A 19,068-nucleotide genomic window follows, 5' to 3' on the forward strand; every position below is an offset into this window, starting at 1 on the left:
CTAGGGGACATGACCCTGTTTTCCATTCTGTCCCCGCAGGAACTGTTGTTGGCCATGGCAATCGCGTTTGCCTCTGGGTGGGTCAAGGGCATGGTTGGTTTCGCAATGCCCATGATTTTGGTATCGGGGTTGAATTCATTCCTGCCGCCGGATCTGGCCTTGGCGGGACTTATCCTGCCGACGCTGGTGACCAATGGGCAGCAGGCCCTTCGCGGTGGTCGCGCTGCTGCGGTCGCATCGATTCGGCGGTTTAGGGTTTTCCTTGTTGTCGGCGGTCTTTTCCTGCTGCTGAGCGCGCAGTTGGTCGCTTTGATCCCGGGGTCTGTCTTTCTGGTTTTGATGGGCGGTTTTGTGTCGTTTTTTGCGCTGTTGCAGGTTCTTGGGTTCAGAATGGCGCTGAGCCAACCGTCGACCGCAATCGAAGCCCTTGTAGGTGGCGTGGCGGGGTTTGTCGGCGGCATGTCAGGAGTTTGGGGGCCTCCGACAGTTGCCTATCTGACGGCGCTGAACACCCCCAAGACCGAACAGATTCGAATTCAGGGTGTTATCTATGGTTTGGGGGCGGTTTTGCTGCTGGCCGCACATCTTGGATCAGGCATCCTGCATGCAGAAACACTTCAGTTTTCCGCAGCTCTGATCTTGCCGGCCATGGTCGGGATGTGGATCGGCATGAAATTGCAGGACCGTATTGATCAGGCAAGCTTTCGCAAGGCGACCTTGTTGGTATTGCTGATTGCGGGCCTGAACCTGCTGCGACGTGGTTTGGTGGGGTAACACCTCAGCCCGAGCGCTTGTCGGCAAACCGGAAAGCAAAATACAGGCCCAGCATCAGGAAGAACAAGCCCGAGATATCGCCGATCAGAAATGCGATATATTCCACCGTCGCGCTGCCAAAAGCCAGGTTGGTCAACCCGGAGACAAGGAAGGACGTTATGATTCCGACTCCCATCACACATATCCAACAGGGTTTGCGATCCGGACGGGGAAACAGATCACACCCGATTGCCTTGAGAAGATAGAAAACGGCCGGGACGGTCAGAACTGCAATCGCCATGGCCATCAGGCGGCTGGGCAGAAACACATCCATTCCACCCAAATAGGCAAAAACGATGAAGACGCCGGGCAACAATGCGAAAACGGCGCGCCACCCCAACAGCCACGCCGACAGAACCCGCACGCCATGCGGCAAAAACAACAGGCTCGCCCTGCTTGGGTATTCCGGAAAAAACACGTTCTGCAACGGCATGAGGACGGCGAATGTAAGGAACGACGCCAGCACATAGGCCAAAGAGGCCATAAGCGTTTCAGTAGCCCACCCGCGCAAAGTAATCACGGCCTCTTGCGCGTGTGGAACGCATCATTTGGGTGCATGAACGATGTACCGTCCCCGGTTGGCGCTGCCGCTTTGAGAAAGATAGCCTTTTTCGACCAGCGATTTCAGCGCGCGAAAGAATGTCGGGCGCGAAACACTTTGAACCAACGTGTGCTCGATCAGGCCGAATGTGCGCACTTCCTGATCGGACTTGGAAAGCTCTTCGGCGGCATAGTAGATGTCGCGTTCAACCGGAGATAGTTTTTCCAGGCCTAAAGTACGCTCCATGCTTTGCATCAATTTGCGCAGTTCGGTGAGTTTCGAGATCTCAGTCATAATGTTACCTATCGTTTGCCGTGCCATTTGCCGCCTAATTGCGACTGTTTGAGCCATACTGAATGACGCGCAAGTCAGCAGGTCTCGTGTTGACACTCATCCCCATTTACTTAGACTAGGTGACTGATTAGGTTGCTCAATCCAGCGTTGTGAGTGTGCGCACATGAGCGACCCCCAATCTAATTTCAGTCAGTGCCCGGCGCAAAAGTGCCGGGTTTTTTCGTCTCAGCGATTATCAGGGCTAGCGCAAATTTCATTTTGAAACAACGCAATTGTATGTGCTTTTTGCGACAAACAACCTTAGGGAGAAGCGCAGTAGGTGTAAAAAAAAAGGGGCGCTGTGGCCCCTTTTCCTGATTTATCCGATTGCGACGGCTTTGATGTCGTCATCGATGAAGGGCAGATATTGTTCAAAGTTCTCGGCAAACATCTGCACCAGTTTTTCGGCCTGTTTGTCGAATGCGGCCTGATCGTCCCAGGTACGGCGCGGGTCCAGCAGGACTTCGGCAACTCCCGGCACCGAGACCGGAACGTCAAAGCCGAAATTGGCATCCTTGCGGAACTCGGCGTCGCGCAACGAGCCGTCCAGAGCGGCGGTCAGCAAGGCGCGCGTCGCGCGGATCGGCATCCGGCTGCCGACACCATAGGCGCCGCCGGTCCAGCCGGTGTTGACCAGCCAGCAGGTCGCGCCGTGCTGAGCGATCTTGTCCCGCAGCAGGTTGCCGTATTCCTCAGGGCGACGGGGCATGAACGGCGCGCCAAAACAGGTCGAGAATGTCGGCTGCGGCTCGGTGATGCCACGTTCGGTCCCGGCAACTTTTGACGTGAAACCCGACAGGAAGTGATACATGGCCTGGGCCGGCGTCAACCGCGCGATCGGTGGCAGAACGCCAAACGCATCGCAGGTCAGCATGATGATATTCTTCGGGTGACCACCCAGTGCGCTTTTGGATGCGTTCGAGATATATTCAAGCGGATAGGCGCAGCGCATGTTGGCGGTCAGCGAGTCATCATCGAAATCCAGTTCCTTGGTTTCGGGGTCGAAGACCATGTTTTCGATCACGGTTCCGAACTTCGAAGTGGTGGCGTAAATTTCCGGCTCTGCCTCGGCATTCAGGTTGATGGTCTTGGCATAGCAACCGCCTTCGAAGTTGAAGGTGCCGCGATCCGACCAGCCGTGCTCGTCATCCCCGATCAGAATGCGCGAAGGATCGGCGGACAAGGTGGTTTTGCCGGTACCGGACAGGCCAAAGAACACGGCGGTGTCGACCGGGTTGCCAACGGCATGGTTGGCCGAACAGTGCATCGGCATCACACCTTTTTCGGGAAGCATGTAGTTCAGCAGTGTGAAAACGGACTTCTTGTTTTCACCGGCATATTCAGTGCCGCCGATCAGGATCAGTTTGCGGTCGAAGTTCATCGCAATCACAGTCTCGCTGCGGCAGCCATGCTTTGCCGGGTCGGCCTGAAAGCTGGGGCAGTTGATGACAGTGAAATCGGCCGTGAACTCATCCAGATCTTCGCGGTCCGGGCGACGCAGCAGGTGGCGGATGAACAGGTTGTGCCACGCCAGTTCGGTGATCATTCGTACATTGATTGCGTAAGCCGGGTCCGCGCCACCGACGAGGTCCTGCACGAAATAGTCGCGGCCCTTCATGTGGGCCAGCATGTCTTCGTACAGCGCGTCAAAGCCTTCGGGGCTCATTTCGGCATTGTTTTCCCACCAGATGGTGTCGGCAACGCTGTCGGTCTTGACGACGTGTTTGTCCTTGGGTGACCGGCCGGTGAACTTACCGGTGGTAACCAGGAACGCACCGCCATTGCCAAGTGTGCCTTCGCCGCGCTTCAGCGCTTCTTCGATCAGCGCCGGTTCCATGAAGTTATAATAGACATTGCCCAGACCCTCGATGCCCTGATCCTCGAGGCGGAATTGCGGGTTAACCCGTCCAGATGTCATGTGTGTCTTCTCCTGTGGCGGCGCGGGGGCTTTGGGCCCTGAGGCGCCTTTGGGGCAGTGTACCGGGAAAACCGGCGGCTGAGCGCGTCTTATCATGGTCGTTCAGGACATGAACAGGCGGGTTTGACGCAGTTAGCGCAACCAAGTCCGGGTTTAGCGCCATCACAAATTCAATGACCGAGAACCGGGCATATTTTTGCGGGCATAAAGGCAAATTTGCCGCAGACCTGCCGCAACAAAGGCACGATTCGCAGTTACGGATTGATTCGGCGTCTTAAAACCGCCAACAATGCCTTACAAATAAGCGAATTATTGCGCGAGTGAGCAGGAATAGGGGTGAGCCCGATGTCAAAGATTGCACTTGTGGATGACGATAGAAACATTCTGACGTCTGTATCCATGACCCTCGAAGCCGAAGGTTTCGAGGTTGAAACGTATAATGATGGCCAGGCCGCGTTGGATGCGTTCAACAAGAAACTGCCGGACATGGCTGTTCTGGATATTAAGATGCCGCGGATGGACGGCATGGACCTGTTGCAACGGCTGCGTCAGAAGACGCAGATGCCGGTGATCTTCCTGACCTCGAAAGACGATGAGATCGACGAGGTTCTGGGCCTGCGCATGGGCGCGGATGACTATGTAAAGAAGCCTTTTTCGCAGCGTTTGTTGGTCGAACGCATTCGGGCTTTGCTGCGCCGCCAAGAGGCGACAAGCGGCGATGCAGTCGCATCCAACAGCAATGACACCAAAGTCATGGAACGCGGCGACTTGCGGATGGACCCGCTGCGCCATGCGGTCAGCTGGAAAGGCAATGATGTGTCCCTGACCGTGACCGAGTTCCTGCTGCTTCAGGCGCTGGCCCAACGTCCGGGATTCGTCAAAAGCCGCGACCAGCTGATGGATGTCGCCTATGATGATCAGGTTTATGTTGATGACCGGACGATTGACAGCCACATCAAGCGTCTGCGCAAGAAGATGCGCGCGGCTGATCCCGAGTTCTCGGCGATCGAAACCTTGTATGGTATCGGTTACCGGTACAACGAAGAATAGGCGCGGCCGCCTGCAAGAGGTAATGGGGTCTCGTGCGCGACACCGAACAAGCCAGCGAATTGCGCGACGGTGACGTCGTTCTTGGGGATGACTGGGTCATTCCCCAGGACCCCGAGTCAGCGGAGCTGAGGGAAAAGCGATCGCGGAGGAACCTGTTTTCGCTGCGTGGTTCACCCTTGGCGCGCAAAATCATCACGTTCAACCTGATCGCTCTGGTGATCCTGGTCACCGGGTTGTTGTATCTGGACGACTCGCGAAAAGAGAAGGTTCAGCAGACCGCCCGCAATCTGCTGGGCGATGCGCAACTTGTCAGCAACGTTTTTGAAACCCAGTTGCGTCAGGGCGTACAGCAAACCGGGCAGAATGCCGGGAACCTGGACGTCAAGGATACCTTGTCTGGCCTTACCTTGCCCGAAGGGGGCGAGGTTTTTGTTTATGACGCCAGTGGCACGTTGATCGGCTGGACACGTGGTGCCCCGCAAGCCTCTGACATGCCGGTTCTTCTGCGATCCGAGGCCGAGATTCAAACCGGCAGTACGGTGATCAGCGACACGCTGCATGCCGTCTGGACGGGTTTGTCGAACCTGCTCAACTGGTCGACTGAAACCGAGGCGCCGACGCTGGCGCAGCGTGTTCAGACCATTATTCCGCAAGCGATTGCCGGTCAGAGTCAGGTGCAGGCGGTACAGGATGGCGCGGGTGAGACGGTCATCGTGGCTGCTGCACCAATTCTTTATGAGGACGTACCCGCCGGCGCGGTGGCCATTACCGGCCCGGCTGGCGAAATCGACGCGCTTGCCCGCCGCGAGCAGGAGCGCATTCTTCAGATGTTTGTCGTGGCACTGCTGGTATCCGTGGGCCTCAGCCTTGTACTGGCCTCGACCATTGCCAACCCGCTGGCCGATCTGGCATCCGCGGCAGAGATGGGCAAAGACCGGGGCACGGGGGTCAATCCCGGGCGTATCCGCATTCCTGACCTCAGCGCCCGTCCTGATGAAATCGGACGCCTCAGCCGCGCTTTGCGGGGTATGGTGACCGCGCTCTACAACCGGATCGACGCAAACGAACAGTTTGCCGCCGATGTCGCCCATGAAATCAAAAACCCGCTGGCCAGCCTGCAATCCGCCGTGGGAACGCTGCGAATGGTCAAGCGCGAGGATCAGCGCGACAAGCTGCTGGACGTGATTGAACATGACGTACGGCGTCTGGACCGGCTGGTCAGCGACATTTCTAATGCGTCGCGTCTGGATGCGGAACTGGTCAAGGAAGAAGAGCAGCCCTTTGACCTGCTCAAGCTGCTGGGCAATCTCGGCCAGTATCTGGGTGAGGACGCGCGCTCCAAGGGCATCGATTACATTACGGATCTTCCTTCTGAGCCAATTGTGATCAACGGGCTGGAAGCGCGTCTTGCGCAGGTCTTTGTCAATCTTATCACCAACGCGATTTCGTTCTGCGAGGAAAATGACGCAATTCGCGTCTGGGTCCGGCAGCGGGACAACCGCGTGCTGGTGGTTGTCGAAGACACCGGCCCTGGGATTCCCGAACAGGCGCTTACCAAAGTGTTCAAGCGTTTCTACTCGCAGCGTCCGGCGGAACATTTCGGCAATAACTCGGGCCTTGGCTTGGCGATCTCCAAGCAGATAGTCGAAGCCCATGGCGGGGTGATCTGGGCTGAGAACATTCGCCCGACAGAGGCCGATATCACATCGGATCCGCTGGGTGCCCGCTTTGTCGTGGGGCTGCCCGTCTAAGTCCATGCATATTGATTCGGTGTCACTTGCGAAAGATCAGGACAGCGCCTGTGTTCATGCCTCCTGCGTTTCGGTTGCCGGACGCGGGCTTTTGATCATCGGGGCGTCCGGCACAGGGAAGTCCGGGGTGGCGTTGCAAATGATGGCGTTCGGTGCGGAACTGGTCGCCGATGACCGCGTCAATTTGGAGATGCAGCAGAATCGCGTGATCGCCTCGGCAGTATCGCAGATCCGCGGTTTGATCGAGGCACGCCAGATTGGCTTGATCAAAGCCGAGCCTGGGGGGCCGGTTCCATTGGATTACGTGGTGGATCTGGATCAGCCAGAGCCCGAGCGTCTGCCCGGCCCTTTGACGGTTTCCGTACTGAGGCAAACTGTTCCCTTGCTTCGGGGCGCGGGCGTGCCCAACTTGGCTGTAGCGATGATGCAGCTTCTAGGAAATGGGCGCGTAAACCCGGAATGGCCGAACACATGACATCGCAAAGACGGATCGTACTTGTAACGGGGCCCTCTGGTGCAGGCAGATCCACAGCCATTCATGTGCTGGAAGATCTGGGCTTTGAAGCCATCGATAACCTGCCGATGGGGCTTTTGCTGCGCTTGCTCGACAGCGCGGACAGCGACCGTCCCATGGCATTGGGCATAGATGCCCGCAACCGTGATTTTTCGACGATCGGTTTTATAGAATTGGCTGAAAAGCTGGGCCGTTTGGCGCAGGTCGATCTGACGGTTCTGTATCTGGATTGCAGTGATGATGTTCTGGTGCGCAGGTTTTCAGAAACCCGAAGGCGGCATCCCGTCGCCAAGAATGCCAGCCCGGAAACCGGCGTTCAGCGTGAAAAAGAGCTGCTGGCGCCGATACGTGAGATTGCGGATACGCTGATCGACACCAGCCTTCTGAACGTGCACCAGCTGCGGGAAGAGGTCGAGAACTGGTTCGCCCCGCAAAGCGGGCGGCATCTGGCGGTTTCCATCGAATCCTTTTCCTACAAACGCGGCCTGCCGCGCGGATTGGACATGGTGTTCGATTGCAGATTTCTGACGAATCCGTACTGGCGCCCGGAATTTCGCGCAGCGGATGGTCGACACCCTGACGTTGCGCACTATGTGCAGTCAGACGCTAACTACTTACCGTTTTTTGAACGTGTGTTGGGCTTGCTGACCCTGCTGCTGCCAGCCTTTCGGGCCGAGGGCAAAGCGCATCTTTCCGTGGCGTTTGGGTGCACCGGGGGCCAGCACAGATCAGTTGCCCTGGCAGAAGCCGTTGCAAAGGCCCTTGCGGAAGACGGGCAGCAGGTGGCAATTAGGCATCGCGAGATGGAACGTCGGTCGTTGAATGTGAGGTCGGATTGATCGGAATTGTGATCGTTGCACATGGGGGGTTGGCTCAGGAATACCTGGCCGCGATGCAACACGTGGTCGGACCACAGGCCAGCCTCGTGGCGGTCGCGATAGAGGCTGACCATGACCGGGACGAAAAACAGGCCGAAATCTGCCGCGCCGCGGACGAAGTGGACACCGGCGATGGTGTGGTTGTCGTCACCGACCTCTATGGCGGCAGCCCTTCGAATCTCAGCCTGCGTGCCTGCGCGCCTCAGGACCGGCGTATTCTGTATGGGGCAAACCTGCCGATGCTGATCAAATTGGCCAAAAGCCGCCACTTGCCCATTGGTGATGCCGTCCGCCAGGCAATGGAGGCTGGACGGAAGTACATCAATGCGCAGAATGTGACATTGGATTGAAAGCGGATTATTGAATATGACGAGCCGAAGCCTGAAAATTATCAATGAAAAGGGCCTGCATGCACGCGCCTCGGCAAAGCTGGTCGAGGTTGTAGAGGGGTTCGATGCACATGCTGAGGTGTCAAAAGACGGACTTTCTGCATCGGGCGACAGCATCATGGGCCTTTTGATGTTGGCAGCATCGCGCGGAACAACTATTGACGTCGAGACGTCCGGGCCGGATGCTGAGGCATTGGCAGAAGCTCTGGAAACGCTTGTGAACGACAAGTTCGGAGAGGGGTTCTAAGCCGCCCCGCCGGGACAGGAAGAACGGGAAGACCAGGAATTGGCGGAAACGACGCACGAGACCAAGACAAGCCCGGTGGTGGATGGGACCGCAGATCAGGGTGAGATCTACGACCGTAGAACGCTGACCTATGCGAATTCATTCGATGATGCCTGGACTGCAACCGCCATTCGGGCCATCGAGTGGTGCACAGGCAAGCTGACCATTTTGCGCATGGTCAACAAGTTCGAAAAGAAGAACGAATACTATCGTGGCCAGAGGTTCTGGGGCGGTGCCCTCGAGACTATGGGAATCGACCTGACCACGCCGCAGGAACAGATTGACCGTATCCCCAAGACCGGCCCGGTTGTTGTTGTCGCGAACCACCCGCACGGTATGGTCGATGGCATGATTTTGGCAGAACTGATCGGCCGGGTACGCAGTGATTACCGCATTCTGACCCGTTCGGTCCTGACAGGGCTGGACGAAGCGGCCACGTCATTCATGATTCCGGTTCCGTTTCCACATGACCCCGAGGCGCAGGCCAAGATGCTGGAAATGCGCGGCAAAGCCATGGAACATCTCAAAAACGGTGGCGTTGTGGCGCTGTTCCCATCCGGCGTCGTGATGTCCTCGGATGATTGGTTCGGGCCTGCGATCGAGCGGGAATGGAACGTGTTCACCGCCAAGATGATCCGCCGTTCAGGCGCGCGTGTGGTGCCGATTTTCTTTCCTGGCAGCAATTCGCGCTGGTATCAGATCGCTAACCGGGTCTCTGCAATTCTCCGGCAGGGATTGTTGCTGCACGAGATCGTCCGATCCTGCAACAAACCTCAGTCGCCGGTGCTCGGCGAACCGATTTCGGACCGCGACATGGAACTGCTGGAACGCGACCCGCGCGGTTTCATGGCCTGGCTCAGAAATCACACCATGTCTCTGGGCAAGTCGGAACAGACCTGACCCGCGTCTTCATCTGGCCAAAAATATCCCGGGGGTGAGCCCGGACAAAGTCCGGGCGAGGGGGCTGGCCCCCTTCAGCGTGTCGGCACCGGAACTTCGCCTCGGTAATCATAAAAGCCGCGCTCGGTCTTGCGCCCCAGCCACCCGGCCTCGACATATTTCGTCAGCAGGGGGCAGGGGCGGTATTTGGTATCGGCCAACCCGTCATGCAGCACGTTCATGATCGCCAGACAGGTGTCCAACCCGATGAAGTCCGCCAATTCAAGCGGGCCCATGGGATGATTCGCCCCAAGTTTCATGGACTGGTCGATGGATTGAACGTTGCCCACACCTTCATAGAGCGTGTAGACCGCCTCGTTGATCATAGGCATCAGGATCCGGTTCACGATAAAGGCCGGAAAGTCCTCGGCGCTGGCCGCCGTTTTGCCCAACCGGTCCACCACCGCTTTGCAGGCGCTGAAGGTGTCTTCATCCGTGGCGATGCCGCGGATCAACTCCACAAGCTGCATAACAGGGACAGGGTTCATGAAATGAAAACCCATGAACCGTTCCGGCCGGTCCGTGCGGCTTGCCAGCCGGGTGATGGAAATCGAGGATGTATTTGACGTCAGAATCGTATGCGGCAGCAGGTGCGGTTGCAGGTCCTCGAATATCGCCTGTTTGATCGTTTCCCGCTCGGTTGCCGCCTCGATAACCAGATCGGTTTGGCCCAGTTTCGGCAGCTCAAGCGTGGTCGTAATCCGTTTCAGCGCAGCCCTCATCGCCTCGTCGGTGATTTTACCGCGCGACGCCTGCCGTGCCATGTTGCCTTCGATTGTGGAAATGGCGCTTTCCAAAGCATCCTGGCTGACATCATTCAGCAAGACGTCGTATTCCGCCAACGCCAAGACATGAGCAATGCCGTTGCCCATTTGTCCCGCGCCAATCACCCCGACCGATTTAACTTCCATGTTCTGCTGCCTTTGCCCTGGAGGATACCGCGACAGTATCGGCAGACCGGGGCAGGCGGCAAGAGGATCGCGGCGGTCAATTTTGCTTCAAATGCGCGCATTAGGAAAATCTCAATATCTATGGCCGCAAGATGGCACCGGGTGAGAAAACGGGGGGCTTGATATGAGCTTTCATCAGACAAACAGCGGCAGGGAGTCCGCCTGCCAGTATACCAATTCGAAACTTTGGTTCCGGGGTCCACCCGGCACGTTGGACCAACCCTATGTGGCCTGTCTGGGAGGAGAGGAAACCTTCGGCAGATTCGTCGATGACCCGTTTCCTGCCGTGCTTGAGAAGCGATTGGGAAAGCCATGCGTCAACTTCGGCAGCCTGTTTTGCGGAGTCGAAGCGTTGTCCACTGATCTGGGGGTGCTGAATCTGGCCAATCGGTCAGACCTGTGCGTGTTGCAGGCACCCGATCTTCTGCGCCAATCGAACCGGTTTTACCGCGTACACCCGCGTCGCAACGATCGGTTCCTTGAACCCACCGCGGACTTGCTGGGGCTGTACCCGGATGTTGACTTCACGGAAATCCATTTTGTGCGCCATTTGTTGGAGCGGCTAAGCGCAACAGAAGACGCACGATTCGAAGTCGTAGCGCAGGAACTGCGAGAGGTCTGGATACGCGCCACCGGGGACTTGATAGAACGGATCGAACCCGGCTTGGTTCTGCTTTGGCTGCATGTGCAGCGGCAAACCGGATCGCATGTCGACCATATCCTGCCCGACACCGCCATGATCGAACAGCTACGCCCGCTATGCGCAGATGTCGTCGAGGTTTCGGTCGCTGTATCCGCTCGATCAGATGATCTCGAAGACGTAATGTTCGGGACGCTTCAGCAGCCGATTGCGGAACATATGATCGGCCCGTCCGCGCATCGAGAAATTGCCGATCATCTGCTGATCGCCTTGCGGAACCTGAATTGAAAAAGGCCCGCCTATTGGCGGGCCTTTGCAGATCAATCCGGATATCCGGTTCAGCCGAGCTTTTCGGTCAGTTCCGGTACCGCCTGGAACAGGTCCGCGACCAGGCCGAAATCGGCGACCTGGAAGATCGGCGCCTCTTCGTCCTTGTTGATCGCCACGATGACCTTCGAGTCCTTCATGCCGGCTAGGTGCTGGATCGCGCCCGAAATGCCGACGGCGACATACAGATCCGGGGCAACAACCTTGCCGGTCTGACCCACCTGCCAGTCGTTCGGTGCATAGCCCGAGTCAACAGCTGCACGCGACGCGCCAACCGCAGCGCCCAGCTTGTCGGCCAACCCTTCGATCAGTTTGAAGTCCTCTTCGGAGCCGACCCCACGGCCGCCCGAAACAACGACGCCGGCCGAGGTCAGCTCTGGACGGTCGCTTTCGGCCACCTTGTCTTCGACCCATTCCGACAGGCCGGGGTTTTCGCCGACCGACACGGTCTCGACCGCGGCCGAACCACCTTCGCCGGCAGCGTCAAAGCTGGCGGTCCGGATGGTGACAACCTTCTTGGCGTCGTTCGACTTGACGGTCTGGATCGCGTTGCCCGCATAGATCGGGCGCTCAAACGTCGAGCCATCGACCACGCCCGAGGCATCCGAGATCACCATCACGTCCAGCAGGGCTGCGACGCGGGGCATCACGTTCTTGGCGTCGGTGGTGGCCGGGGCAACGATATGCTCATAGCCGTCGGCCAGGCCCACGATCAGGGCTGCGGTCGATTCCGCCAGGCGGTGGCCCAGCGACGGGTCTTCGGCGACCAGAACCTTGGAGACACCGTCGATCTTGGCCGCAGCCTCACCGGCAGCAGCGGCAGACCCACCAGCGGCCAGAACGGTCACGTCACCCAGCACTTTCGCGGCGGTCACGGCCTTTGCGGTCGCATCCATCGCCAATTCGCCGTTGTTCACTTCTGCGAGAAGAAGAACAGCCATTACACAGCCCCCGCTTCTTTGAGTTTCGAAACCAGCTCATCCACCGAGCCCACGATGATACCTGCGGCACGTGCCGGCGGCTCTTCGGTCTTGACGATTTCCAGACGCGGCGTGACGTCGACGCCGTAATCGGCGGCGGTCTTCTCGTCCAGCGGCTTTTTCTTCGCCTTCATGATGTTGGGCAGCGACGCATAGCGCGGCTCGTTCAGGCGCAGGTCAACGGTCACGATGGTCGGCATCTTGACGCTGATGGTCTGCAGACCGCCGTCAACCTCGCGGGTGATCTTGGCGGTGTCGCCTTCGATGTCCAGTTCCGAGGCAAAAGTTCCCTGGCTCCAGCCCAGCAGGGCCGACAGCATCTGGCCGGTGGCGTTCATGTCGTTGTCGATCGCCTGCTTGCCCGCCAGAACGATACCCGGCTGCTCTTCCTCGACCACTTTGGCCAGGATCTTGGCGACGGCCAGAGGCTCGATGTCCTGGTGGACGTCATCTGCCGCGACCACAAGAATGGCGCGGTCTGCGCCCATGGCCAGCGCCGTGCGCAGCGTCTCCTGCGCCTGCTTCACGCCGATCGAAACAGCAACGACCTCGTCGGCCTTTCCGGCTTCTTTCAGGCGGATCGCTTCTTCCACCGCAATCTCGTCGAACGGGTTCATCGACATTTTGACATTGGCGAGATCAACACCGCTACCGTCCGCTTTCACGCGGACCTTCACATTGTAGTCAATCACGCGTTTGACAGGCACCAGTACCTTCATTGTAGCGCTTTCTCCTCAAAAAAACGGCAAGCCGCGAAGGCGACTCCACCAATGCTCTCGACCGACTAGATAGCGCCTGCCGCAGTGGCACAACAGAGCAAAATCGTCACGTCATGGCGTCGGGACGTCGCGTTTTGCAATTTTTTTGCCAAGAGGCGAAAGAATATTACCCGCGGCTCTGCATTTCGTGATCAGCGGTTCGCGCCCGGAACCCACAACACGTCGTCTTTCCCGTTTGCATTTGCGCAACGTGCTGCAACAAAGAACCAATCGCTGAGACGGTTGAGGTATTTGACCGCCACGTCGTTGACGGGCTCCATATTCGACAGCTCGACCGCAAGCCGTTCCGCCCGGCGCGAAACGGTCCGGCAGACGTGCAGATGTGCTGCCAGGCGCGAGCCACCCGGCAGGATGAAGCTGCGCAGAGGTTCCAGCGTCTCGTTCATTGCGTCGATCTCGGCTTCCAGCCGGTCGATCTGGGCAGGCACGATGCGTAGAGGGGGGTAATCGGCCTCGGCGTCTTTTTCCATGTCGGGGCGGCAGAAGTCGGCACCCAGATCAAACAGGTCGTTTTGAATGCGCGACAGCGCGATCTCGACATCACCTTCGGCCTCGGTTCGTGCCACGCCGACAAAAGCGTTCAGTTCGTCCACGGTGCCATAGGCTGCGACGCGGCCCGAATATTTTGCCACGCGCTCTCCGTTGCCCAGGGCGGTTTTCCCGTCATCGCCAGTGCGTGTGTAGATTTTGTTGAGTACGACCATTTATTGAACTCCCTGTCCGCGCAAATACACGAAAAGCACGATCAGCAACACGGCGATGAACTGAAAGAGAATGCGCAGGCGCATCATCTTGTTGCTTTTCTTCGCCGCCTCCATGCCGCCTTTGCCGAAATTCGCGATGCCTAAGGCCAGCACTACGACAACTGCCGCCATGGCCAGAAGAAGAATGACCATCAGAAGGTCCATTTGAAGTCACCGTCCGGTTTTTTTCGATTACCACCCATCTAGCGTCCGGGCGTCGAAAAGCGAACGGGAAATATCGTCTCAGATATCCGAAAGGATTCGATCAGTGGCGTTTGTAGGCAGAATGCGGCGCAGCATCCCGGCGATATATGTCGGAGTGGTCACATAGTAACGTGGTTTGGGGCGTCGGGCCTGGACCGCATGGGCAAGCTTGTCCGTGACGGCTGAGGCGGGCAATTCAAATCGGTCTGGCCCACTGCTTTCGTAAAGGCGCTTCAGCAGAGATCCTTCATATTTTTCCCGAATGGCCGAGTTTTCCCAATCGATGTATTTCTCGAACATGGGGATCGCCTTTTCCCGGAGTTTCGAGGTGATCGGACCGGGTTCGATCAGGGCGACGTGGATGTCGGTATCCCGAAGTTCAAGCCGCAGCGTGTCGGTCAGCCCTTCGATCGCGTATTTCGTGGCAACATATGCGCCGCGCCACGGGAAGGCGACAAGACCCAGAACCGAGGAACACTGCACAATCCGGCCATGGCCCTGTTCCCGCATGACGGGAATGACCTGTCGGGTCAGTTCGTGCCAGCCAAAGACATTGGTCTCAAATATATGGCGCAGGCCATCTGTCGGAACATCCTCAACCGCGCCGGGCAAGCCATGTGCGCCATTGTTGAAAAGGGCATCCAGCGAGCCGCCTGTAGCCTCAAGAACATAAGACAAACCCGACGTGATGCTGTCTGTGTCGGTGTAATCGATTCTGGGGCTTTCGAACCCCTGTGCACGCAGGCGATCACAGTCGCGTTGTTGGCGGCAGGATGCAAAAACGCGCCAGCCTCGTGCACGCATACCGTGTGCCGCGTCCAGACCGACGCCTGACGAGCATCCCGTGATAAGAATCGATTTCTGCATATGCCTTCCGAGCCTGATCCCCGCCCATAGCTATGGCGGGGTTTGCGGCAGGGCAATGACACTTCGATGTCAGTTCGTTGTTTTCCGGACGAGTGATGCTGAAATCCATCCAACCTGTTGCCCCGGCAACACGCGCAGGCGCAACCAGCCGGTACCTGAATCCGCAAAAACCTCAACCTGCTGGCCGATCCTGGCTTTGCCGATGATCGGATAGATTGTCCCCGGCCCATCGCGCAGGTTCACGCGGGTTCCCGAAATTTCACGGATATCCTTGGCGGCCTCGACCGGGGCGGGCAGTTCAACCGTCGGCAGCTCGGCGTCGGTGGTGACCTGTTCAAGAGAGGCCAGACCCTGTTCGAGCGACGCAAGGGTCAGAGTGACGTTTTCGTCAGCGAACAGTGATGGGTTTGCCTTCAGGCCAGCTGCAACTTGCGACAACAGCGCTTTGGTTTCTGCTTCGTCCAGCTCGGCGACAGGTTCAGTGACCGGTGCGACCGGCGCCGGAGGCTTCACCGCAGCGCGCACGACCAACCTTTCCGCGGACGCGGGTTCGATAGCTGGTCTTGAAGGCCTCGGGGCATTTGCAACACGCTCGGGCGCCGCAGTGCGGACACCGCGCGGCTCGAAGTCGGGGCCTCCGCTCATCACGTAAAAAGTCCAGCCGAGTGCGGCGAAGGTAACAAGTACAAGGCGCGTCATGGCGCATCCCCCAATTCAATCGTAACAACAAAATAGGCAGCAATCATTCAATTGTTGGAATGGTAGCATAATAGAAGGGCAGAGTCGAAAATTCGGGGAAAACACCGACTTGCCTCCCCCTGTTGCAAAAAGCCCGACTTGTCCCCAGTAAAATACGCGTTGCTTGCTTTACCAAGGCGTTCTTGCGTCGTATCACATCATGTATGAACGATACGATCGACGACCCCAACATGGAGGCCCCCGACCACGGGGGTGAGGTTGCAGAACCGCTGCGCCGCGCGATAGGCGAGCGTTACCTGACCTATGCGCTGTCCACCATCATGCACCGCGCCCTGCCGGACGCGCGGGACGGATTGAAGCCGGTGCACCGGCGAATCCTCTATGCGATGAGAGAGCTGCGACTCAGTGCAACCGGAGGTTTTCGCAAATCCGCCAAGATTTCCGGCGACGTGATGGGCAATTACCACCCGCATGGCGATGCCGCGATTTACGACGCAATGGCGCGCCTGGCGCAGGATTTCAACGTGCGTTACCCGCTGGTCGACGGGCAGGGGAACTTCGGGAATATCGACGGCGACAATCCGGCGGCCTCGCGATATACCGAGGCGCGGATGACCATCGTGGCCGAGGCGCTGCTGGAAGGTCTGAACGAAGACGCCGTGGATTTCCGCGACAACTATGATGGCACGCTGACCGAACCTGTGGTGCTGCCTGCGCAGTTTCCGAATCTTTTGGCCAACGGCGCCAGCGGTATCGCCGTCGGCATGGCGACCAACATCCCACCGCACAACATCTCGGAGCTTTGCGACGCCTGCCTGCATCTGATCAAAACGCCCGACGCGCGGGACGACACGCTGCTGAACTATGTCCCCGGCCCGGATTTTCCGACCGGTGGCGTCATCGTCGAACCGCCCGAGAACATCGCGCAGGCCTATCGCACCGGGCGCGGCTCGTTCCGGCTGCGCTGCAAGTTCGAGGTCGAGGATCTGGGCCGCGGCCAGTGGCAGATCGTGGTCACCGAGATTCCCTATCAGGTTCAGAAATCCAAGCTGATCGAAAAGATCGCGGAACTGATCCAGACCAAGAAAATCCCGATCCTTGCAGATGTGCGCGACGAATCCGCCGACGATATCCGTCTGATCCTCGAGCCACGCTCAAAGAACGTGGACCCCGAGGTGCTGATGGGCATGCTCTATCGCAACTCGGACCTTGAGGTGCGGTTCAGTCTAAACATGAACGTGCTAATCGATGGGGTGACGCCCAAGGTCTGTTCGATGAAGGAGGTGCTGCGCGCCTTCCTCGATCACCGGCAAGAGGTGCTGATCCGCCGCTCGCGTCACCGCATGGCCAAGATCGACCACCGGCTGGAAGTGCTCGAAGGCTTTATCGTTGCCTTCCTGAACCTCGACCGTGTGATCGACATCATCCGCTATGACGATGACCCCAAGGCCGCGCTGATGCGCGAGGACTGGGGCATCGACCACATCCGCGCCACCAGCGAGGCCGACTATGTCTCACCCAAACCGGGTGAGGGCGAGTTGTCCGAGGTTCAGGTTGACGCCATCCTCAACATGCGCCTGCGCAGCTTGCGCCGTCTGGAAGAGATGGAACTGGTGCGCGAACGCGATGAATTGATGCTGGAGCGGGCCAACCTCGAAGACCTGCTGGCCGATCCCGCCCTGCAATGGGCCAGGATTGCCGAGCAGTTGAAAGAGACGAAGAAGACCTTCGGCAAAGACTACGAGGGCGGTGCGCGCCGCACCCGCTTTGCCGAGGCCGGACAGGTCGAAGAAGTTCCGCTTGAGGCGATGATCGACAAGGAACCGATCACGGTCGTTTGCTCGCAAATGGGTTGGATTCGCGCCATGACCGGTCATATCGACCTCAAGCGCGAACTGAAGTTTAAGGACGGTGACGGCCCGCGTTTCATCTTCCACGCGGAAACGACCGACCGTTTGCTGGTCTTTGCCTCGAATGGGCGTTTCTACACCGTCAGCGCAGCCAATTTGCCCGGCGGGCGCGGCATGGGCGAGCCTTTGCGCCTGATGGTGGACCTGCCCAATGAGGCACAGATCATCGACATTCTGATCCATAAGCCCGGGCGCAAGCTGTTGGTGGCCTCAGATGCAGGCAACGGTTTTATGGTGCCCGAGGATGACGTGCTGGCGCAGACGCGCAACGGCAAACAAGTGCTGAACGTCAAGGGTGACGAGACCGCGATGATCTGCAAGCCTGTGGAAGGCGATCATGTCGCTGTCGTGTCCCAAAACGGCAAATTCCTGGTCTTCCCCACGGAAGAACTGCCAGAGATGGGTCGCGGCAAGGGTGTGCGTTTGCAGAAATACAATATGGCGCGGGGCCGTCAGGGAACGCTTGAACTGGATGGGGGCTTGTCCGACATCACGACGTTCAATTGGGAAGACGGTCTCAAATGGTCCATGGGCGGCGACAAGACCCGACATGAGGCGGATATGACGCAATGGCTGGCCAAACGCGCCAGTGTCGGAAAAAAGCCACCCTATGGCTTCCCGCGTGACTATAAATTTTCGTGATCGCGCGCCAAAGCGAGTGGATTTCTGCCGATACGGCTTGGCACAGCCCGTATCGGTGCGTTAGATCAAAGCAAAACAGGCCTATCGAGACGAGAGATATGTTGCGCATTCTGACGCTGATCACCGGACTGGCCCTGATGGCCGCTTGCACGCAGACACAGGTGTATGAGCCGCCTGAATCCCTCGGAGAATTCAAGCTTCGTGTGAATTATGCCTTTGCGGACAAGGCCGTTCAGGGACCTGTATCGCGGGACGCCACGCCTGACGAATGGACAAAAGCGATCCAGAACGCGGTTGATATTCGTTTGGGGCGTTACGAAGGCTCACAGGAATACGACCTTGGCATCAGCCTTGAAGGTTACATGCTGGCCCCGCCGGGGATCCCTGTGATCTACAACCCCAAAAGCACTGCGATTGTGTTGGTCAACGTCTATGACGTGAAGAAAAAAGAGTTTCTGGCCAAGGGTAAGCAATTCCAGGTGCTGGAAGACACCACCGGCGGAAGTGCCCTCAAAGGATCGGGGCATGAGCGCACAAAAGAAGAACAGATGAGCGGTCTGGCCCTCAAAGTAGCCGACCGTGTCGAGGAATGGCTGGCTGAAGAGCACAAGGAAAACGGCTGGTTTGACAAACGGCCGGACCTGATCCAGCCGTTGGAATCTGTCGAGGTCACGCAAAATCCGGCAGGATAAGCGCTTTTCCCTCAGGATGTGCTTGATTTTCCCCTTTGAACCAAATATCTCGCGCGCGCAGATGTAACCACGGGACCAAGGGTCCCCCAAATCGCAAAAGGGCGCCTGAGGAATGGCAAAGGAAAAGTTTGAGCGTACAAAACCGCACGTCAACATCGGCACGATTGGCCACGTTGACCACGGCAAGACCACGCTGACCGCAGCAATCACCAAGTATTTCGGT

Annotated in this window: 22 protein-coding genes; 12 read left to right on the plus strand and 10 right to left on the minus strand. The window is 58.1% G+C overall.

Annotated elements, in window-relative coordinates:
* Positions 1 to 9 precede the first annotated feature (9 nt).
* A complete protein-coding gene (locus tag AC2FNN_RS03630) occupies positions 10 to 774 on the plus strand; it encodes a TSUP family transporter (RefSeq protein ID WP_496756650.1) in 765 nt (254 codons plus the stop codon).
* Between the two features lie 4 nt (positions 775 to 778).
* On the opposite strand, the gene AC2FNN_RS03635 is transcribed toward AC2FNN_RS03630, so the two are convergent.
* The 3 genes from AC2FNN_RS03635 to AC2FNN_RS03645 all read right to left on the minus strand — a co-directional run bounded on the left by AC2FNN_RS03635 (position 779) and on the right by AC2FNN_RS03645 (position 3,605).
* On the minus strand, positions 779 to 1,297 hold the full coding sequence (locus tag AC2FNN_RS03635; RefSeq protein ID WP_496756651.1) for a hypothetical protein: 519 nt from the start codon (positions 1,295 to 1,297) through the stop codon (positions 779 to 781).
* Positions 1,298 to 1,357: 60 nt separating this feature from the next.
* Positions 1,358 to 1,648, minus strand: a complete 291-nt coding sequence (locus AC2FNN_RS03640; RefSeq protein ID WP_152457096.1) for a hypothetical protein — start codon at positions 1,646 to 1,648, stop codon at positions 1,358 to 1,360.
* 358 nt (positions 1,649 to 2,006) lie between these two features.
* On the minus strand, positions 2,007 to 3,605 hold the full coding sequence (locus tag AC2FNN_RS03645) for a phosphoenolpyruvate carboxykinase (RefSeq protein WP_496756653.1): 1,599 nt from the start codon (positions 3,603 to 3,605) through the stop codon (positions 2,007 to 2,009).
* A gap of 345 nt (positions 3,606 to 3,950) precedes the next feature.
* Here AC2FNN_RS03645 and AC2FNN_RS03650 point away from each other — a divergent pair, with 345 nt between their 5' ends.
* The 7 genes from AC2FNN_RS03650 to AC2FNN_RS03680 are packed head-to-tail and all read left to right on the plus strand — an operon-like array spanning position 3,951 to position 9,373.
* A complete protein-coding gene (locus AC2FNN_RS03650) occupies positions 3,951 to 4,655 on the plus strand; it encodes a response regulator transcription factor (protein ID WP_171169148.1) in 705 nt (234 codons plus the stop codon).
* 32 nt (positions 4,656 to 4,687) lie between these two features.
* Positions 4,688 to 6,406, plus strand: a complete 1,719-nt coding sequence (locus tag AC2FNN_RS03655) for an ATP-binding protein (protein ID WP_496756654.1) — start codon at positions 4,688 to 4,690, stop codon at positions 6,404 to 6,406.
* A gap of 4 nt (positions 6,407 to 6,410) precedes the next feature.
* On the plus strand, positions 6,411 to 6,881 hold the full coding sequence (locus tag AC2FNN_RS03660) for an HPr kinase/phosphorylase (RefSeq protein WP_496756656.1): 471 nt from the start codon (positions 6,411 to 6,413) through the stop codon (positions 6,879 to 6,881).
* A complete protein-coding gene (gene rapZ / locus AC2FNN_RS03665) occupies positions 6,878 to 7,759 on the plus strand; it encodes an RNase adapter RapZ (RefSeq protein ID WP_496756657.1) in 882 nt (293 codons plus the stop codon). Before AC2FNN_RS03660 ends, rapZ begins: the two co-directional genes overlap by 4 nt.
* The gene (locus AC2FNN_RS03670) at positions 7,756 to 8,148 is read left to right on the plus strand and encodes a PTS sugar transporter subunit IIA (protein WP_496756658.1); all 393 of its coding nucleotides are present in this window, start codon (positions 7,756 to 7,758) and stop codon (positions 8,146 to 8,148) included. Before rapZ ends, AC2FNN_RS03670 begins: the two co-directional genes overlap by 4 nt.
* A 16-nt stretch (positions 8,149 to 8,164) precedes the next feature.
* Positions 8,165 to 8,434: an HPr family phosphocarrier protein gene (locus AC2FNN_RS03675; protein ID WP_152457104.1), complete on the plus strand. Its 270-nt coding sequence runs from the start codon at positions 8,165 to 8,167 to the stop codon at positions 8,432 to 8,434.
* Between the two features lie 39 nt (positions 8,435 to 8,473).
* Positions 8,474 to 9,373, plus strand: a complete 900-nt coding sequence (locus AC2FNN_RS03680) for a lysophospholipid acyltransferase family protein (RefSeq protein ID WP_496756660.1) — start codon at positions 8,474 to 8,476, stop codon at positions 9,371 to 9,373.
* Between the two features lie 74 nt (positions 9,374 to 9,447).
* On the opposite strand, the gene AC2FNN_RS03685 is transcribed toward AC2FNN_RS03680, so the two are convergent.
* Positions 9,448 to 10,323, minus strand: coding sequence for a 3-hydroxybutyryl-CoA dehydrogenase (locus tag AC2FNN_RS03685; protein WP_496756661.1), 876 nt, complete (start codon positions 10,321 to 10,323; stop codon positions 9,448 to 9,450).
* A 163-nt stretch (positions 10,324 to 10,486) separates the two neighbouring features.
* Here AC2FNN_RS03685 and AC2FNN_RS03690 point away from each other — a divergent pair, with 163 nt between their 5' ends.
* Entirely contained in the window at positions 10,487 to 11,290 is an 804-nt protein-coding gene (locus AC2FNN_RS03690; protein ID WP_496756662.1) for a DUF6473 family protein, read from the plus strand.
* A 50-nt stretch (positions 11,291 to 11,340) separates the two neighbouring features.
* On the opposite strand, the gene AC2FNN_RS03695 is transcribed toward AC2FNN_RS03690, so the two are convergent.
* From AC2FNN_RS03695 to AC2FNN_RS03720, 6 genes are all read right to left on the minus strand, one after another.
* Complete coding sequence (locus AC2FNN_RS03695) at positions 11,341 to 12,270, minus strand: electron transfer flavoprotein subunit alpha/FixB family protein (RefSeq protein ID WP_496756663.1); 930 nt, start codon at positions 12,268 to 12,270, stop codon at positions 11,341 to 11,343.
* Positions 12,270 to 13,028: an electron transfer flavoprotein subunit beta/FixA family protein gene (locus AC2FNN_RS03700; protein ID WP_496756665.1), complete on the minus strand. Its 759-nt coding sequence runs from the start codon at positions 13,026 to 13,028 to the stop codon at positions 12,270 to 12,272. Before AC2FNN_RS03700 ends, AC2FNN_RS03695 begins: the two co-directional genes overlap by 1 nt.
* 191 nt (positions 13,029 to 13,219) lie before the next feature.
* A complete protein-coding gene (locus AC2FNN_RS03705) occupies positions 13,220 to 13,792 on the minus strand; it encodes a cob(I)yrinic acid a,c-diamide adenosyltransferase (RefSeq protein WP_496756667.1) in 573 nt (190 codons plus the stop codon).
* The gene (locus AC2FNN_RS03710; RefSeq protein ID WP_117869843.1) at positions 13,793 to 13,996 is read right to left on the minus strand and encodes a twin transmembrane helix small protein; all 204 of its coding nucleotides are present in this window, start codon (positions 13,994 to 13,996) and stop codon (positions 13,793 to 13,795) included. It abuts the gene before it with no gap.
* A 78-nt stretch (positions 13,997 to 14,074) separates the two neighbouring features.
* Positions 14,075 to 14,902 (minus strand): SDR family NAD(P)-dependent oxidoreductase, encoded by an 828-nt coding sequence (locus tag AC2FNN_RS03715; RefSeq protein WP_496756668.1) that lies wholly within the window; start codon positions 14,900 to 14,902, stop codon positions 14,075 to 14,077.
* Between the two features lie 69 nt (positions 14,903 to 14,971).
* Positions 14,972 to 15,601 (minus strand): SH3 domain-containing protein, encoded by a 630-nt coding sequence (locus AC2FNN_RS03720; protein WP_496756670.1) that lies wholly within the window; start codon positions 15,599 to 15,601, stop codon positions 14,972 to 14,974.
* 203 nt (positions 15,602 to 15,804) lie between these two features.
* On the opposite strand from AC2FNN_RS03720, the gene AC2FNN_RS03725 reads away from it, so the two are divergent.
* From AC2FNN_RS03725 to AC2FNN_RS03735, 3 genes are all read left to right on the plus strand, one after another.
* Positions 15,805 to 18,153, plus strand: a complete 2,349-nt coding sequence (locus AC2FNN_RS03725) for a DNA topoisomerase IV subunit A (RefSeq protein WP_496756671.1) — start codon at positions 15,805 to 15,807, stop codon at positions 18,151 to 18,153.
* A 98-nt stretch (positions 18,154 to 18,251) separates the two neighbouring features.
* Positions 18,252 to 18,845 carry a hypothetical protein gene (locus AC2FNN_RS03730; protein WP_496756673.1) on the plus strand — a complete coding sequence of 198 codons (594 nt, stop codon included), beginning with the start codon at positions 18,252 to 18,254 and terminating at the stop codon, positions 18,843 to 18,845.
* A gap of 112 nt (positions 18,846 to 18,957) precedes the next feature.
* Positions 18,958 to 19,068 (plus strand): GTP-binding protein (locus AC2FNN_RS03735; protein ID WP_170744588.1); only part of this gene is annotated, 111 nt, incomplete at its 3' end.

Source organism: Ruegeria sp. BHSA118, from assembly GCF_059613405.1.

Coding starts and splice junctions, on each gene's coding strand:
- AC2FNN_RS03720 (WP_496756670.1), bottom strand. CDS start 15,601: ATGACGCGCCTTGTACTTGTTACCTTCGCCGCACTCGGCTGGACTTTT.
- AC2FNN_RS03695 (WP_496756663.1), bottom strand. CDS start 12,270: ATGGCTGTTCTTCTTCTCGCAGAAGTGAACAACGGCGAATTGGCGATG.
- rapZ (WP_496756657.1), top strand. CDS start 6,878: ATGACATCGCAAAGACGGATCGTACTTGTAACGGGGCCCTCTGGTGCA.
- AC2FNN_RS03730 (WP_496756673.1), top strand. CDS start 18,252: ATGTTGCGCATTCTGACGCTGATCACCGGACTGGCCCTGATGGCCGCT.
- AC2FNN_RS03710 (WP_117869843.1), bottom strand. CDS start 13,996: ATGGACCTTCTGATGGTCATTCTTCTTCTGGCCATGGCGGCAGTTGTC.
- AC2FNN_RS03700 (WP_496756665.1), bottom strand. CDS start 13,028: ATGAAGGTACTGGTGCCTGTCAAACGCGTGATTGACTACAATGTGAAG.
- AC2FNN_RS03705 (WP_496756667.1), bottom strand. CDS start 13,792: ATGGTCGTACTCAACAAAATCTACACACGCACTGGCGATGACGGGAAA.
- AC2FNN_RS03660 (WP_496756656.1), top strand. CDS start 6,411: ATGCATATTGATTCGGTGTCACTTGCGAAAGATCAGGACAGCGCCTGT.
- AC2FNN_RS03640 (WP_152457096.1), bottom strand. CDS start 1,648: ATGACTGAGATCTCGAAACTCACCGAACTGCGCAAATTGATGCAAAGC.
- AC2FNN_RS03645 (WP_496756653.1), bottom strand. CDS start 3,605: ATGACATCTGGACGGGTTAACCCGCAATTCCGCCTCGAGGATCAGGGC.
- AC2FNN_RS03630 (WP_496756650.1), top strand. CDS start 10: ATGACCCTGTTTTCCATTCTGTCCCCGCAGGAACTGTTGTTGGCCATG.
- AC2FNN_RS03650 (WP_171169148.1), top strand. CDS start 3,951: ATGTCAAAGATTGCACTTGTGGATGACGATAGAAACATTCTGACGTCT.
- AC2FNN_RS03675 (WP_152457104.1), top strand. CDS start 8,165: ATGACGAGCCGAAGCCTGAAAATTATCAATGAAAAGGGCCTGCATGCA.
- AC2FNN_RS03725 (WP_496756671.1), top strand. CDS start 15,805: ATGAACGATACGATCGACGACCCCAACATGGAGGCCCCCGACCACGGG.
- AC2FNN_RS03685 (WP_496756661.1), bottom strand. CDS start 10,323: ATGGAAGTTAAATCGGTCGGGGTGATTGGCGCGGGACAAATGGGCAAC.
- AC2FNN_RS03715 (WP_496756668.1), bottom strand. CDS start 14,902: ATGCAGAAATCGATTCTTATCACGGGATGCTCGTCAGGCGTCGGTCTG.
- AC2FNN_RS03690 (WP_496756662.1), top strand. CDS start 10,487: ATGAGCTTTCATCAGACAAACAGCGGCAGGGAGTCCGCCTGCCAGTAT.
- AC2FNN_RS03635 (WP_496756651.1), bottom strand. CDS start 1,297: ATGGCCTCTTTGGCCTATGTGCTGGCGTCGTTCCTTACATTCGCCGTC.